10 protein-coding genes are annotated in these 15,936 nt (G+C 70.3%); 3 read left to right on the top strand and 7 right to left on the bottom strand.

Features of this window, described 5'->3' with window-relative positions:
* Positions 1-9 precede the first annotated feature (9 nt).
* The 5 genes from rpsJ to rpsL form a co-directional block, all read right to left on the bottom strand.
* Positions 10-315 (bottom strand): 30S ribosomal protein S10, encoded by a 306-nt coding sequence (gene rpsJ / locus ACI798_RS10710; RefSeq protein WP_014742859.1) that lies wholly within the window; start codon positions 313-315, stop codon positions 10-12.
* A 168-nt stretch (positions 316-483) separates the two neighbouring features.
* Positions 484-1,677: an elongation factor Tu gene (tuf, locus tag ACI798_RS10705; protein ID WP_456940083.1), complete on the bottom strand. Its 1,194-nt coding sequence runs from the start codon at positions 1,675-1,677 to the stop codon at positions 484-486.
* Positions 1,678-1,770: 93 nt separating this feature from the next.
* Positions 1,771-3,870, bottom strand: a complete 2,100-nt coding sequence (gene fusA / locus ACI798_RS10700; protein ID WP_456940084.1) for an elongation factor G — start codon at positions 3,868-3,870, stop codon at positions 1,771-1,773.
* A 104-nt stretch (positions 3,871-3,974) separates the two neighbouring features.
* The gene (gene rpsG / locus ACI798_RS10695) at positions 3,975-4,445 is read right to left on the bottom strand and encodes a 30S ribosomal protein S7 (protein ID WP_075013303.1); all 471 of its coding nucleotides are present in this window, start codon (positions 4,443-4,445) and stop codon (positions 3,975-3,977) included.
* 1 nt (position 4,446) lies between these two features.
* On the bottom strand, positions 4,447-4,821 hold the full coding sequence (rpsL, locus tag ACI798_RS10690; protein WP_012950487.1) for a 30S ribosomal protein S12: 375 nt from the start codon (positions 4,819-4,821) through the stop codon (positions 4,447-4,449).
* A gap of 613 nt (positions 4,822-5,434) precedes the next feature.
* On the opposite strand from rpsL, the gene ACI798_RS10685 reads away from it, so the two are divergent.
* From ACI798_RS10685 to ACI798_RS10675, 3 genes are all read left to right on the top strand, one after another.
* Positions 5,435-6,400 (top strand): hypothetical protein, encoded by a 966-nt coding sequence (locus tag ACI798_RS10685; RefSeq protein WP_456940085.1) that lies wholly within the window; start codon positions 5,435-5,437, stop codon positions 6,398-6,400.
* A 143-nt stretch (positions 6,401-6,543) separates the two neighbouring features.
* Positions 6,544-6,774: a hypothetical protein gene (locus ACI798_RS10680; protein WP_456940086.1), complete on the top strand. Its 231-nt coding sequence runs from the start codon at positions 6,544-6,546 to the stop codon at positions 6,772-6,774.
* 77 nt (positions 6,775-6,851) lie between these two features.
* Entirely contained in the window at positions 6,852-7,895 is a 1,044-nt protein-coding gene (locus ACI798_RS10675; RefSeq protein WP_456940087.1) for an LLM class F420-dependent oxidoreductase, read from the top strand.
* Positions 7,896-8,144: 249 nt separating this feature from the next.
* Here the strand turns inward: ACI798_RS10675 and ACI798_RS10670 are convergent, their stop codons facing one another.
* Positions 8,145-12,050 (bottom strand): DNA-directed RNA polymerase subunit beta', encoded by a 3,906-nt coding sequence (locus tag ACI798_RS10670; RefSeq protein WP_456940088.1) that lies wholly within the window; start codon positions 12,048-12,050, stop codon positions 8,145-8,147.
* A gap of 96 nt (positions 12,051-12,146) precedes the next feature.
* The gene (rpoB, locus tag ACI798_RS10665; RefSeq protein WP_456940089.1) at positions 12,147-15,656 is read right to left on the bottom strand and encodes a DNA-directed RNA polymerase subunit beta; all 3,510 of its coding nucleotides are present in this window, start codon (positions 15,654-15,656) and stop codon (positions 12,147-12,149) included.
* Positions 15,657-15,936: the final 280 nt, after the last annotated feature.

Genomic DNA, 15,936 nt, shown 5'->3' with positions numbered 1-15,936 from the left:
CTCGGTCCCTTACTGGATGTTCACGTCGACCGAGGCCGGCAGGTCGATGCGCATGAGCGCGTCGACCGTCTTCGGCGTCGGGTCGAGGATGTCGATGAGCCGCTTGTGCGTGCGCATCTCGAAGTGCTCGCGCGAGTCCTTGTACTTGTGCGGCGAGCGGATGACGCAGTACACGTTCTTCTCCGTCGGCAGCGGCACCGGGCCGACGACGCGCGCACCGGTCTTGGTCACCGTGTCGACGATGCGCCGCGCCGAGGCGTCGATCGCCTCGTGGTCGTAGGCCTTCAGCCTGATGCGGATCTTCTGTCCCGCCATCGCTGTCTCTCGCTCCTGCCGATCGCTGTTCTGCTAGCTGGGGAACGCCGGGTGCGTCCGGACGTCATCCGGTCTGGCCCCAGCGGGGAGGGTGGCGGTGCACACACGCAGCACGCACACCCGGGGACGGGCGGCGGCGCAGGGGTGCGCCGCCGCCCGTCGGGGGTGTTACTTGATGATCTTGGTGACGCGGCCCGCGCCGACGGTGCGGCCACCCTCGCGGATGGCGAACCGCAGACCCTCCTCCATGGCGATCGGCTGGATGAGCTCGACCGTCATCTCGGTGTTGTCGCCCGGCATGACCATCTCGGTGCCGGCCGGCAGGGTCACGACGCCGGTGACGTCGGTCGTCCGGAAGTAGAACTGCGGACGGTAGTTGTTGAAGAACGGCGTGTGACGGCCACCCTCGTCCTTCGAGAGGATGTAGACCGAACCCTCGAAGTTGGTGTGCGGGGTGATCGAGCCGGGCTTCACGACGACCTGGCCGCGCTCCACGTCCTCGCGCTTGATGCCGCGCAGCAGCAGACCCACGTTGTCGCCGGCCTGGCCCTGGTCGAGCAGCTTGCGGAACATCTCGACGCCGGTGACGGTGGTCTTGGTCGACGAGGAACGGATGCCGACGATCTCGACCTCCTCCGACACCTTGACGATGCCGCGCTCCACGCGACCGGTGACGACGGTGCCGCGACCGGTGATGGTGAAGACGTCCTCGACCGGCATGAGGAAGGGCTTGTCGACCTCACGCTGCGGCTCCGGGATCGCCGTGTCGACGGCGTCCATGAGCTCCATGAGCTTGTTGCCCCACTCGGCGTCGCCCTCGAGGGCCTTCAGCGCCGAGACGCGGACCACGGGGACGTCGTCGCCCGGGAACTCGTACTCGGACAGCAGCTCGCGGACCTCCAGCTCGACGAGCTCGAGGATCTCCTCGTCGTCGACCATGTCGGCCTTGTTCAGCGCCACGACGATGTAGGGGACGCCGACCTGGCGGGCCAGGAGGACGTGCTCCTTGGTCTGCGGCATCGGGCCGTCGGTCGCGGCGACCACCAGGATGGCGCCGTCCATCTGCGCCGCACCGGTGATCATGTTCTTGATGTAGTCGGCGTGCCCGGGGCAGTCGACGTGCGCGTAGTGACGGTTCTCCGTCTGGTACTCGACGTGGGCGATCGAGATCGTGATGCCGCGGGCCTTCTCCTCGGGCGCCTTGTCGATCTGGTCGAAGGCCGACGCCTCGTTGAGGTCCGGGTACTTGTCGTGCAGCACCTTGGTGATCGCCGCGGTCAGCGTGGTCTTGCCGTGGTCGATGTGCCCGATGGTGCCGATGTTGACGTGCGGCTTGGTCCGCTCGAACTTGGCCTTGGCCACTGGGTTCCTCTCCTCGTGGTCTCGCGTCGTGCGCGGGAACTCTGGGGTGGGCTTGCTGGGGGTGCCGGGCGGGGACGTACCCCGCCCGTCGGGTCACTCGCCGGTGGCCTTGGCGATGATCTCCTTGGCCACGTTCTGCGGGACCTCGGCGTACGAGTCGAACACCATGGTGTAGCTCGCCCGCCCCTGGGTGCGGCTGCGCAGGTCGCCCACGTAGCCGAACATCTCCGAGAGCGGGACCAGGGCCCGGACGACGCGGGCGCCGGAGCGCTCCTCCATCGCCTGGATCATCCCGCGCCGGGAGTTCAGGTCGCCGATGACGTCACCCATGTAGTCCTCGGGCGTGACGACCTCGACGGCCATCATCGGCTCGAGCAGGGCCGGGCTGGCCTTGCGGGCGGCCTCCTTGAAGACCATCGAGCCGGCGATCTTGAAGGCCATCTCCGAGGAGTCGACCTCGTGGTACTGCCCGTCGACGAGGGTCGCCTTGACGCCGACCATCGGGTAGCCGGCGAGGATGCCGTACTGCATGGCGTCCTGCATGCCCTGGTCGACCGAGGGGATGTACTCCTTCGGGATGCGACCACCGGTCACGGCGTTGACGAACTCGTAGGTCGGGCCGTCGCCACTGACCTCGAGCGGCTCGATGCTGACCTGCACCTTGGCGAACTGGCCGGACCCACCGGTCTGCTTCTTGTGGGTGTAGTCGATCTTCTCGACCGCCTTGCGGATGGTCTCGCGGTAGGCGACCTGCGGCTTGCCGACGTTGGCCTCGACGCGGAACTCGCGCCGCATGCGGTCGACCAGGATCTCCAGGTGGAGCTCGCCCATGCCGGAGATGACCGTCTGACCGGTCTCCTCGTCGAGGCGGACCTGGAAGGTCGGGTCCTCCTCGGCCAGCTTCTGGATGGCGGTGCCGAGCTTCTCCTGGTCGCCCTTGGTCTTGGGCTCGATCGCGACCGAGATGACCGGGGCCGGGAAGGTCATCGACTCGAGGATCACCGGGTTCTGCGGGTCGCAGAGGGTGTCACCCGTGGTCGTCTGCTTCAGGCCGACGACGGCGACGATCTGGCCGGCGCCCACGCCCTCGCGCTCCTCGCGCTTGTTGGCGTGCATCTGGTAGATCTTGCCGATCCGCTCCTTGCGGTCCTTGGTGCTGTTGAGCACCGGGGACCCGGAGTTGAGCCGGCCCGAGTAGACCCGGACGTAGGTCAGCTTGCCGAGGTGCTGGTCGGTCTGGATCTTGAAGGCCAGCGCCGAGAACGGCTCGTCCTCGTCGGCGTGCCGCAGGACCTCGGTCTCGCCGTCGAGGGCGGTGCCCACGATGGCCTCGATGTCCAGGGGGCTGGGCAGGTAGTCGACGACGGCGTCGAGCAGGGGCTGCACGCCCTTGTTCTTGAACGCCGTGCCGGTGAGGACCGGGTTGATCTGCGCGGCGATGGTCGCCTTGCGGATGGCGGCCTTGAGCTGGTCGACGGGGATGTCCTCGCCGCCCAGGTAGGCCTCCATGATCGCGTCGTCGGTCTCGGCGATCGTCTCGAGCAGCTTGTCGCGGTACTCGGCGGCCTGGTCGGCGAGCTCGGCGGGGATCTCCTCGATGGCGTAGTCCTCGCCCATCTTGGTCTCACCGCGCCAGGTGAGCGCGCGCATCTGCACCAGGTCGACGACGCCGATGAAGTCGGCCTCGGCGCCGATGGGCAGCTGCAGCACGGCCGGGTTGGCGCCGAGCCGCTCGACCATCATGTCGACGCAGCGGAAGAAGTTCGCGCCGGTCCGGTCGAGCTTGTTGACGAAGCACATGCGCGGGACGCCGTACTTCTCCGCCTGCCGCCAGACCTGCTCGGTCTGCGGCTCCACGCCGGCGACACCGTCGTAGACGGCCACGGCACCGTCGAGCACGCGCAGGGACCGCTCCACCTCGACGGTGAAGTCGACGTGCCCCGGGGTGTCGATGATGTTGATGTCGTGGTCGTTCCAGGAGCACTTCGTCGCGGCGGACGTGATGGTGATGCCGCGCTCCTGCTCCTGCTCCATCCAGTCCATCGTGGCCGCGCCGTCGTGGACCTCACCGATCTTGTAGTTGATACCGGTGTAGAAGAGGATGCGCTCGGTCGTCGTGGTCTTGCCCGCGTCGATGTGCGCCATGATCCCGATGTTGCGGGTCCTGGCGAGCTGGGCCTTGGTGTCGGCCATTCCTCACTCCTCTTTGTCTCTGGTCCGCGTGCGGTGTCCGGGGGTGGCCCGGCGTTCCCGCCGGCGGGTGCTGGTGGACGGGGGTGTCCCCAGCGGGGGTGCGACTACCAGCGGTAGTGCGCGAAGGCCTTGTTCGACTCGGCCATCTTGTGGGTGTCCTCGCGGCGCTTGACCGCGGCACCGAGGCCGTTGCTGGCGTCGAGCAGCTCGTTCATGAGGCGCTCGGTCATCGTCTTCTCGCGGCGGGCCCGGCTGTACTGGATCAGCCAGCGCAGGCCGAGGGTGGTGCTGCGGGAGGCGCGGACCTCGACCGGGACCTGGTAGGTCGCGCCACCGACGCGGCGGCTGCGGACCTCGAGGGCCGGCTTGACGTTGTCCAGCGCGCGCTTGAGCGTGACCACAGGATCGGTGTCGGTCTTGGCGCGGCAGCCCTCGAGGGCGCCGTAGACGATCGACTCGGCGACCGAGCGCTTGCCGTCGACGAGGACCTTGTTCACCAGCTGGGTGACCAGCGGCGACTGGTAGACCGGGTCGTTGACCAGCGGACGGCGCGGCGCGGGGCCCTTGCGCGGCATGTCAGCTCTTCTCCTTCTTCGCGCCGTACCGGCTGCGAGCCTGCTTGCGGTTGCGGACACCCTGGGTGTCGAGCGAGCCGCGGATGATCTTGTAACGCACACCCGGGAGGTCCTTCACGCGGCCGCCGCGCACGAGCACCATCGAGTGCTCCTGCAGGTTGTGGCCGACGCCCGGGATGTAGGCGGTCACCTCGATGCCACTGGTGAGGCGGACGCGAGCGACCTTGCGGAGCGCCGAGTTCGGCTTCTTCGGCGTCGTGGTGTACACGCGGGTGCACACGCCTCGACGCTGAGGGGAGCCCTTCAACGCCGGGGTCTTGGTCTTCTCGACCTTGTCCTCGCGGCCCTTGCGGACCAGCTGGTTGATCGTGGGCATGGGTGGCCTGGATCTCCTACCTGCGCTGGGTCGTGCTGTGGACGGTGCTGCTGTCGTGTCGCCGGTGCCGGTCCTGCCGGGGTCGTCCGCCCAGGTCGCGAGCCACTCACCGGTCCCCGCGGTCGGGCGTGTCGCCTTCCCCAGGACCGGCCGGCGGTCGAACCGGACAGGTCGCCCCCCGCGACTCGGCGCCGCCACCTCCGGACACCGTCCTCCGTGGACGGCCCACCGGGGCGGACCCGCGGCCTGGAGGCGGACCTCCGGACACCCAGGCGCACCGCGAACGGGAGCAGGCCCAGGGCACCCTGGGCACGGCTGACCACGATACCCGCGTGCTGGGAGGCGGTCAAAGCCGGGTCCCGGGAGCCGAGCGGGCAGGGTCTGCCTGCCACCCGGGCCCGTTCGACGGGGACAACGGCGCGGTGACGCCGGCCATTCCCGGCGGCCGCGGGGACCGTGCCGCACGGCCCCGGGGGGAGGTCGCACCATACCGCGGCGAGGGCCCCGCGCCAGGGGAGGACGCCGCGCCCGCGGTCCCCGGTGGGCGCGCGACTGTCAGCCCCTCCCCCTACCGTCGGTCCCAACGAGACCACTCACCGCTACGGAGGTCCTGGTGCTGATCGACACGGCGCGCGAGCTCAAGGCACGGCTGTCCGCGCGCCTGGCCGAGGGCTTCCCCCCGGTCCGGGCCAGCGACCTCGGCGGCCGCGTGTGGACGCGGCCGGCCATCGGGCTGGCGCCCGTCGCCCCCGGGCGGGCGCACCTGGCGATCCGCGTGGCCGCCGAGGCCGACGCCCGGGTGCTGCTCACCGACCTCGACGACGTGGTGCGCGCGGAGATCGACGTCCGGGTGACCGGGCCGATAGTGCCGCTGTCCTCCCCCACCCCCGCCGAGCTCCAACAGCGCACCCGCCCGCTGCGCCCGGGGCTGTCGGTGGCCCACCCGGCCGTCACGGCCGGGACGCTGGGCGGCTTCGTCCGGGTGGACGGCCGGCTGGCGATCCTGTCCAACAACCACGTCCTCGCCGCCAGCGACGCCGGCGCGGTCGGGGACGCGGTGCTGCAGCCCGGACCGGCCGACGGCGGCGTCCCGGCCGACCGGGTGGCCACGCTGACCGCGTTCGAGCGCTTCACCGAGGGCCGCAACAAGGTCGACGCCGCCGTCGCCGTCCTGGACGCGGGCGTCGAGGCCGAGCCCGGCCGGGTCCCCGGCGGCCCGCTGGCCGGCACCGTGGCCGACGGGCTGGAGGTGGAGCCCGACGAGGAGGTCGAGAAGGTCGGCCGCACCACCGGGCACACCCGTGGGCGGGTCACCGCCGTCGAGGTCGACGGGGTCGCCGTCCAGTACGACGACGGCGTGCACGTCTTCGACGACCAGATCGAGATCGAGGGCCTGTCGGGCCCCTTCTCCGCCGGCGGGGACAGCGGCTCGGTCATCTGGCGCAGCGCCGACCGCGTCCCGCTGGCCCTGCTGTTCGCCGGCAGCGACCAGGGCGGCAGCAACGGCGCCGGGCTGACCTTCGCCAACCCCCTGTCGACCGTGCTGGCCACCCTGGGGGCGGAGTGGGTCGCTTCCTGACCTCCTGAGGTCCTCTCCCAGGTCAGGGGGATGTCGCTCCGGGCGGGAACGAGGCACCATGGGGAGGTGACCGAGCCCGCACGGCCGTCCGGGACCTCCCTCGTCCCGGACACCCGGCGCGCGGGCGTCAGCGAGGAGACCTCGTGACCGACCGTGCCGCCGCCCGCGCCGCCAAGGGCGTCCTCGCCGACCAGCTCTCCACCCAGCCGGGGGTCGTCGGCATCGGCCTGGCCCGGCGGGACAGCGGCTACGTCGTCAAGGTCGACGTCGCCGACGCCGACGCGGCCGGCCTGGTCCCCCGCGACGTCGACGGCGTCCGGGTGGTCACCGAGGTCGTCGGCGTGATCCGCCCGCTGCGCAGCCGCACCGCCTGAGCCTCCGGCCCGCCCGCGCGCACCCGCTACGGTCGCCGGAGGCGCCGACGCGGGCGCCGCCGACCAGAGGAGTGCAGGTGCGCATCGGCATCCAGGCCAGTTACGCGGGGGGTTTCCAGGAGACGGCGGCGGAGATCGTCGACCTCGAGGCCGCCGGGCTCGACCTCGCGATGTGCGCGGAGGTCTACACCTTCGACGCCGTCAGCCAGCTCGGGTACCTGGCGGCCGTGACGCAGCGGGTCGAGCTGATGAGCGCGATCCTGCCGATCTACAGCCGGACGCCGGCCCTGACCGCCATGACCGCGGCCGGGCTGGACTTCGTCTCCGGCGGGCGGTTCACCCTGGGCCTGGGCGCCTCCGGCCCGCAGGTGATCGAGGGCTGGCACGGCGTCCCCTACGACGCCCCGCTGCAGCGCACCCGCGAGGTCGTGGAGATCTGCCGGCAGGTGTGGCGGCGCGAGCGGCTCGTGCACGAGGGGCCGAAGTACACGGTGCCGCTGCCGGCCGAGCAGGGCACCGGCCTCGGCAAGCCGCTGAAGCTGATCAACACCCCGGTGCGCGAGCGCATCCCGGTGATGCTGGCCGCGCTCGGCCCCAAGAACGTGGAGCTGGCCGCGGAGATCGCCGAGGTCTGGGAGCCGATCTGGTTCATGCCCGAGCGCGCCGACGACGTCTGGGGCGACTCGCTGCGGGCAGGGAAGGCCAAGCGCGACCCCGAGCTCGGGGACCTGCAGGTCATCTGCGGCGTCCCGGTGGCGATCGGCGAGGACGTCGACCACCTGCACGACCTGGTGCGGCCGCAGCTGGCCCTCTACGTCGGCGGCATGGGCGCCCGGGGCAAGAACTTCTACAACGACCTCGCCCGCCGCTACGGCTACGAGGAGGCCGCCGGGACCGTGCAGGACCTCTACCTGGACGGCAAGAAGGACGAGGCGGCCGCGGCGCTGCCCGAGGAGTTCGTCCGCAAGGTGTCGCTCATCGGGCCGGAGTCCTACGTCGCCGAGCGGGTGGCCGCCTACGCGGAGGCCGGCGTCACCACGATCGCGCTGCAGCCCCTCGACGACAGCCGCGAGGGCCGGCTGCGGACGGTGGAGACCATGCGGAAGCTGGCCGACCGCTAGGCACGTCGTCGGCCCACCGGCCGACACCGCGGCCAGGTGCCGTCCCGGCCGCCGTGGAGCCCCTCCCGCGTCCCCGTCGGGGACCCTCCGGGCCCCGCGACGGGCCCACTCCGAGGAGGTGCCGTCCCCGGCCGGGGACGGGACCCCGCCACCGTTCCGTCACTGTGACGGGTGTCCGCGGCACTTCCCTGTACACGGAAGGGCCCCCAGGTCGTCGACCTGGGGGCCCTTCTCACGTGCTACCGGGGATCAGCCCCGCCAGTCGTACTCCTCGAGGCGGACGGCCTCACCGGAGCCCGACCCGAAGACGTCCGGGCTGTAGTACTGCCCGTCGTCGTACCCGGCCATCGTGTAGACGGCGGCGCGGGCCTCCTCGGTCGGCTCGACCGTGATGTTCCGGTAGCGGCTGATGCCCGTACCCGCCGGGATCAGCTTGCCGATGATCACGTTCTCCTTGAGGCCGAGGAGCGAGTCGCTCTTGCCCTGGATCGCGGCGTCGGTGAGCACCTTGGTCGTCTCCTGGAAGGAGGCGGCCGACAGCCACGACTCGGTCGCGAGCGAGGCCTTGGTGATGCCCATGAGCACCGGACGGGCCGAGGCCGGCTCGCCGCCCTCGGCGACGACGCGGCGGTTCTCGGTCTCGAACAGCGTCCGCTCGACCAGCGCACCGGGGAGGAACTCCGTGGCGCCCGAGTCGATGATGGTCACCCGCTTCAGCATCTGGCGGATGATCACCTCGATGTGCTTGTCGTGGATCGACACGCCCTGGCTGCGGTAGACCTCCTGGACCTCGCGGACCAGGTGCAGCTGCACCTCGCGCGGGCCCATGATCCGCAGCACCTCGTGCGGGTCCACCGCACCCTCGGTGAGCTGCTCGCCGACCTCGACGTGGGCGCCGTCCTCGACCCGCAGCCGCGACCGGCGCGACAGCTTGTCGTAGACGACCTCGTCGGAGCCGTCGTCCGGGGTGATGGTGAGCTTCCGGAACTGCTCGCCGTCCTCGATCCGGACGGAGCCGGCCAGCTCGGCGATCGGGGCCTTGCCCTTGGGGACGCGGGCCTCGAAGAGCTCCACGACACGCGGCAGACCGTGGGTGATGTCCTCACCCGCGACACCACCGGTGTGGAAGGTGCGCATCGTCAGCTGGGTGCCGGGCTCACCGATCGACTGGGCGGCGATGATGCCGACCGCCTCGCCGACGTCGACGAGCTTGCCGGTGGCCAGCGACCGGCCGTAGCAGGTCGCGCAGGTGCCCAGCAGGGACTCGCAGGTCAGGACGCAGCGGACCTTGACCTCGGCGACGCCGGCGTCGACCAGCTGGCCGATCAGCACGTCACCCAGGTCCTGGCCGGCCTGCGCGATCAGCGTGCCGTCCTCGGCCACCACGTCGGCGGCCAGGGAGCGGGCGTAGACGCTGGTCTCGACGTGCGCGTCCCGGGTCAGGACGCCGTCGACGACGGTCGCGATCGGCATGATCACGCCGCGCTCGGTGCCGCAGTCCTCCTCGCGGATGATGACGTCCTGCGAGACGTCGACCAGCCGGCGGGTGAGGTACCCGGAGTCCGCGGTCCGCAGCGCGGTGTCGGCCAGACCCTTGCGCGCACCGTGCGTGGAGATGAAGTACTCCAGCACGGACAGACCCTCCCGGAAGTTGGCCTTGATGGGCCGCGGGATGATCTCGCCCTTCGGGTTGGCCACCAGGCCGCGCATGCCGGCGATCTGGCTGATCTGCATCATGTTGCCTCGGGCGCCCGAGTTGACCATGACCCAGACCGGGTTGGTGGTCGGGAAGTTGTCCACCATCGCCTGGGAGACCTCGGCCCGCGCGCGGGTCCAGATCTCGATCAGCTCGCCACGACGCTCGGCGTCGGTGATGACACCGCGCTCGTACTGCCGCTCGATGCCGCGCGCCTCGGCCTCGTGCCGGTCCAGGATCTCCTGCTTGGCCGGCGGGGTGACGACGTCGTCGATGGCGATCGTGACGCCCGAGCGGGTGGCCCAGCGGAAGCCGGCCGACTTGAGGGCGTCCAGCGTCGCCGCGACCTGCACCTTGGGGTAGCGCTCGGCGAGGTCGTTGACGATCGCCCCGAGCTCCTTCTTCGGCACCTGGTAGTTGACGAAGCGGTAGTCCTCGGGCAGTGCCTCGTTGAACAGCACCCGGCCCAGGCTGGTCTCGACGATCGCCGACGCACCCGGGGTCCAGTCCTCGGGCTGGGTCCAGGGCTCGTTGACCTTGCCGTTGTCGACGCCGAACACCTCGTCGAGGCGGATCAGCGCGCGCTCCTGCAGGCCCAGGGCGCCCTTGTCGAACGCCATGATCGCCTCGGCCGTCGACCCGAAGGCCGCCGGACGGCCACCGTCGGCCTCGTGCCGGCTCCGCACCAGGGTGGTCAGGTGGTACAGGCCCAGCACCATGTCCTGGGTCGGCGCGGTGATCGGGCGACCGTCGGCCGGGCTCAGGATGTTGTTGCTGGACAGCATGAGGATGCGGGCCTCGGCCTGCGCCTCCGCCGACAGCGGCAGGTGGACCGCCATCTGGTCACCGTCGAAGTCGGCGTTGAAGGCCGTGCAGACCAGCGGGTGGATCTGGATGGCCTTGCCCTCGACCAGCTGCGGCTCGAAGGCCTGGATGCCCAGGCGGTGCAGCGTCGGCGCCCGGTTCAGCAGGACCGGGTGCTCGGTGATGACCTCCTCGAGCACGTCCCAGACGACGGGACGGGCGCGCTCGACCATGCGCTTGGCGGACTTGATGTTCTGCGCGTGGTTGAGGTCGACCAGCCGCTTCATGACGAAGGGCTTGAACAGCTCCAGCGCCATCTGCTTGGGCAGGCCGCACTGGTGCAGCTTCAGCTGCGGGCCGACGACGATGACCGACCGGCCGGAGTAGTCGACGCGCTTGCCGAGCAGGTTCTGGCGGAACCGGCCCTGCTTGCCCTTGAGCAGGTCGGACAGCGACTTCAGGGGACGGTTGCCCGGGCCGGTGACCGGACGGCCGCGGCGGCCGTTGTCGAACAGCGCGTCCACGGACTCCTGGAGCATCCGCTTCTCGTTGTTCACGATGATCTCGGGCGCGCCGAGGTCGAGCAGCCGCTTGAGCCGGTTGTTCCGGTTGATGACCCGGCGGTACAGGTCGTTCATGTCGCTGGTGGCGAAGCGGCCACCGTCGAGCTGCACCATCGGGCGCAGGTCCGGCGGGATGACCGGGACGCAGTCCAGCACCATGCCCATGGGCGAGTTGCGGGTCTGCTGGAACGCCGCGACGACCTTCAGCCGCTTGAGGGCCCGCAGCTTGCGCTGGCCCTTGCCGTTGCGGATGGTCTCGCGCAGCGAGGCGGCCTCGGCGTCGAGGTCGAAGTCGGCCAGCAGCTTCTGCAGGGCCGCGGCACCCATGCCGCCCTCGAAGTACTCGCCGAACCGGTCGCGCAGCTCCCGGTACAGGCCCTCGTCGGCGATGAGCTGCTTGACCTCGAGCTTGCGGAAGGTGTCGAGCACCTCCTCGAGGCGGTCGATCTCCCGCTGGGCGCGGTCGCGCAGCTGGCGCATCTCGCGCTCGCCGCCCTCGCGCACCTTGCGGCGGACGTCGGACTTGGCGCCCTCCGCCTCGAGCTCGGCCAGGTCGGCCTCGAGCTTCTGCTGGCGGGCCTCGACGTCGGCGTCGCGCCGGCTCTCGAGGTTGTGCTTCTCCGCGCTGATCTCGGCCTCGATGGTCGGGAGGTCGCGGTGGCGGGCCTCGTCGTCGACCGAGGTGATCAGGTAGGCGGCGAAGTAGATGATCTTCTCGAGGTCCTTGGGCGCCAGGTCGAGCAGGTAGCCCAGGCGCGAGGGGACGCCCTTGAAGAACCAGATGTGGGTGACCGGCGCGGCCAGCTCGATGTGACCCATCCGCTCGCGGCGGACCTTGGCCCGGGTCACCTCGACGCCGCAGCGCTCACAGATGATGCCCTTGAAGCGGACGCGCTTGTACTTGCCGCAGTAGCACTCCCAGTCCCGCGTGGGACCGAAGATCTTCTCGCAGAAGAGACCGTCCTTCTCCGGGCGCAGCGTCCGGTAGTTGATGGTCTCGGGCTTCTTCACCTCACCGTGCGACCACTGGCGGATGTCGTCGCCGGTGGCCAGGCCGATGCGGAGCTCGTCGAAGAAGTTGACGTCGAGCACTGAGTGGACCCCTTTCCCGGGGCTCGTTACTGCACTTCTAGTCGTTGGCTGGGGACGCCGGCCGGCCCGTCACGCGGAGGGCCGGCCGGCGGCCGATCACACGTCCTCGACGCTGGAGGGCTCGCGGCGGGACAGGTCGATGCCCAGCTCCTCCGCGGCCCGGAACACCTCGTCGTCGGTGTCGCGCAGCTCGATCGCCTGCCCGTCGCCGGAGAGGACCTCGACGTTGAGGCAGAGCGACTGCAGCTCCTTGAGCAACACCTTGAACGACTCGGGGATGCCCGGCTCGGGGATGTTCTCGCCCTTGACGATGGCCTCGTAGACCTTGACGCGGCCCAGGATGTCGTCGGACTTGATGGTCAGCAGCTCCTGCAGCGCGTAGGCCGCGCCGTAGGCCTGCATCGCCCAGCACTCCATCTCACCGAAGCGCTGGCCACCGAACTGCGCCTTACCACCCAGCGGCTGCTGCGTGATCATCGAGTAGGGGCCGGTCGACCGGGCGTGGATCTTGTCGTCGACCAGGTGCAGCAGCTTCAGGATGTAGACGTAGCCCACCGAGATCGCCTCGGGGAAGGGCTCGCCGGAACGGCCGTCGAACAGCCGCGCCTTGCCGGTCTCCTGCACCATCCGGTTGCCGTCGCGGTTGGGGATCGTCGAGCCGAGCAGGCCGATGATCTCCTCCTCGCGGGCGCCGTCGAACACCGGCGTCGCGGTCCGGGTCCCCGGCTCCGCCTGACGCGCCTGCTCGGGCAGGTTGGCCGCCCACTCGGGCGTGCCCTCGACCTGCCAGCCGGACTTGGCGATCCACCCGAGGTGGGTCTCCAGGACCTGGCCGACGTTCATCCGGCCCGGGACGCCGAGCGGGTTGAGGACGATGTCCACCGGGGTGCCGTCCTCGAGGAACGGCATGTCCTCCTGCGGCAGGATCTTCGCGATGACGCCCTTGTTGCCGTGGCGCCCGGCGAGCTTGTCGCCGTCGGAGATCTTGCGCATCTGGGCGACGTAGACCCGGATCAGCTCGTTGACGCCGGCGGGCAGCTCGTCGCCGTCCTCGCGCGAGAACACGCGGACGCCGATGACCTTGCCGGACTCGCCGTGCTTGACCTTGAGCGACGTGTCGCGGACCTCGCGGGCCTTCTCACCGAAGATCGCCCGCAGCAGCCGCTCCTCGGGGGTCAGCTCGGTCTCGCCCTTGGGCGTGACCTTGCCGACGAGGATGTCGCCGGGGACGACCTCGGCGCCGATGCGGATGATGCCGCGCTCGTCGAGGTCGGCGAGGACCTCCTCGGAGACGTTCGGGATGTCCCGGGTGATCTCCTCGGCACCGAGCTTGGTGTCGCGGGCGTCGACCTCGAACTCCTCGATGTGGATCGAGGACAGGACGTCGTCCTGCACGAGGCGCTGCGACAGGATGATCGCGTCCTCGTAGTTGTGGCCCTCCCACGGCATGAAGGCGACGAGCAGGTTCTTGCCCAGCGCCATCTCGCCCTGGTCGGTGCACGGCCCGTCGGCGATGACCTGGCCGACCTCGACCCGCTGGCCCTCGTCGACGACGGGGGTCTGGTTGATCGAGGTGCCCTGGTTCGAGCGGCGGAACTTCAGCAGCCGGTAGGTCTGCCGGGTGCCGTCGTCGGCCATGACGGTGACGTAGTCGGCGGTCGAGTCCTCGACGACGCCGGCCTTCTCCGCCACGACGACGTCGCCGGCGTCGACGGCGGCCCGCAGCTCCATGCCGGTGCCGACCAGCGGCGCCTCGCTGCGCAGCAGCGGGACGGCCTGGCGCTGCATGTTGGCGCCCATGAGCGCGCGGTTGGCGTCGTCGTGCTCGAGGAACGGGATCATCGCCGTCGCGACCGAGGTCATCTGCCGCGGCGAGACGTCCATGTAGTCGACCTGCTCGGGCGACAGGTAGTCGACCTCACCGCCCTTGGTGCGGACCAGGACGCGGTCCTCGGCGAACCGGCCCTGCGCGTCCAGCGGCGAGTTGGCCTGGGCGACGACGAAGCGGTCCTCCTCGTCGGCGGTCAGGTAGTCGATGGAGTCGGTGACGACACCGTTCTCGACCTTGCGGTACGGCGTCTCGATGAAGCCGAAGGCGTTGACCCGGCCGTAGGCCGACAGCGAGCCGATCAGGCCGATGTTCGGGCCTTCCGGGGTCTCGATCGGGCACATCCGGCCGTAGTGGCTCGGGTGCACGTCGCGGACCTCCATGCCGGCCCGCTCACGGGACAGACCACCCGGGCCCAGCGCCGACAGGCGGCGCTTGTGGGTCAGGCCCGCGAGCGGGTTGGTCTGGTCCATGAACTGCGACAGCTGGCTGGTGCCGAAGAACTCCTTGATGGAGGCGACGACCGGCCGGATGTTGATCAGGGTCTGCGGCGTGATCGCCTCGACGTCCTGGGTGGTCATCCGCTCGCGGACGACGCGCTCCATGCGGGAGAGGCCGACCCGGATCTGGTTCTGGATCAGCTCGCCGACGGTGCGCAGGCGGCGGTTGCCGAAGTGGTCGATGTCGTCGACGCCGTGCTCGGGCTCGCCGGCGTGCAGCCGCACGACGTACTCGATGGTGGCGACGATGTCGTCCTCGGTCAGCGTCAGGGTGCCCTGCGGGACCTCGACGCCGAGCTTCTTGTTGACCTTGTAGCGGCCGACCTTCGCCAGGTCGTAGCGCTTCGGGTTGAAGAAGAGGTTCTCCAGCAGCGCCTGGGCGCTCTCCCGCGTCGGCGGCTCGCCCGGCCGCAGCTTGCGGTAGATGTCGAGCAGCGCCTCGTCCTGCCCGGCGATGTGGTCCTTCTCCAGGGTGGCGAGGACGGTCGGCGACCACTGGAAGTGCTCGCGGATGCGGTCCTCGGTCCAGCCCAGCGCCTTGAGCAGCACGGTGACCGGCTGGCGGCGCTTGCGGTCGATGCGGACGCCGACGGTGTCGCGCTTGTCGACGTCGAACTCCAGCCACGCACCACGGCTGGGGATGACCTTGGCGCTGAAGACGTCCTTGTCGGAGGTCTTGTCCAGGGTCTTGTCGAAGTAGACGCCGGGGCTGCGCACGAGCTGCGAGACGACCACGCGCTCGGTCCCGTTGATGACGAACGTGCCCTTGTTCGTCATGATCGGGAAGTCGCCCATGAACACCGTCTGGCTCTTGATCTCGCCGGTGGTGTTGTTCATGAACTCGGCGGTGACGAACAGCGGCGCCGCGTAGGTCATGTCCTTGTCCTTGCACTCCTCGAGGGACGCCTTGACGTCCTCGAAGCGCGGGTTGGAGAAGGACAGCGACATCGAGCCGCTGAAGTCCTCGATCGGGGAGATCTCCTCGAGGATCTCGGCCAGGCCGCCGACGGCGGTCGCCTGCTCCTCGGGCGAGAGGGTGGCACGCCACTCGGGGCTGCCGACCAGCCAGTCGAAGGACGCGGTCTGCAGGGCGAGCAGATCGGGCACCTCGAGGGGCTCGGAGATCTTCGCGAACGAGACGCGCAGCGGCGCGCCGGGGATCTTCTGCTGGTCGGCCTCCCCGGTGCGGGGGCCGGCCTGGGGAGTCTGGTTCTGCTGGCCGAAGCCGCCGGACTCGGTCGTGCTGGGGGAGATGCTGGTGGGGCGAGAGCCTGCCAAGATGCGTCCTTCCAAGGACCTCACGACGTGCGGGCGGTGGGTGCGGGTTCGTCCTGGGTCGTCGTCGGTGATGGCGGGGCTGTCCGCGGCGTCCGGCCCGCTGGGGGAACGGGGCGTCGACCGGCCGCCGGGAGCGATCCCGGGCAGCCCAGGCGACCCGTCTCGGCGGGCAGGCAGTCAGGGGGCAGCGCAACAGAGAACCCTACCCCCGCAGGCGCACGCTGTCCACGTCGGGGGGTGGGGGGCGAGCCCGCCACACTCCGGGAAGGACGGCGTCCGG

The organism is Geodermatophilus sp. SYSU D01045 (assembly GCF_054050295.1).
The sequence above is the reverse complement of the archived record's forward strand: the minus strand, read 5'-3'. Positions and strand labels throughout refer to the sequence as shown.

What these genes read in the sequence shown, in the direction of transcription:
- rpsG (WP_075013303.1), bottom strand. Translation starts at nt 4,445, where the DNA reads ATGCCGCGCAAGGGCCCCGCGCCGCGCCGTCCGCTGGTCAACGACCCG.
- rpsL (WP_012950487.1), bottom strand. Translation starts at nt 4,821, where the DNA reads ATGCCCACGATCAACCAGCTGGTCCGCAAGGGCCGCGAGGACAAGGTC.
- fusA (WP_456940084.1), bottom strand. Translation starts at nt 3,870, where the DNA reads ATGGCCGACACCAAGGCCCAGCTCGCCAGGACCCGCAACATCGGGATC.
- rpsJ (WP_014742859.1), bottom strand. Translation starts at nt 315, where the DNA reads ATGGCGGGACAGAAGATCCGCATCAGGCTGAAGGCCTACGACCACGAG.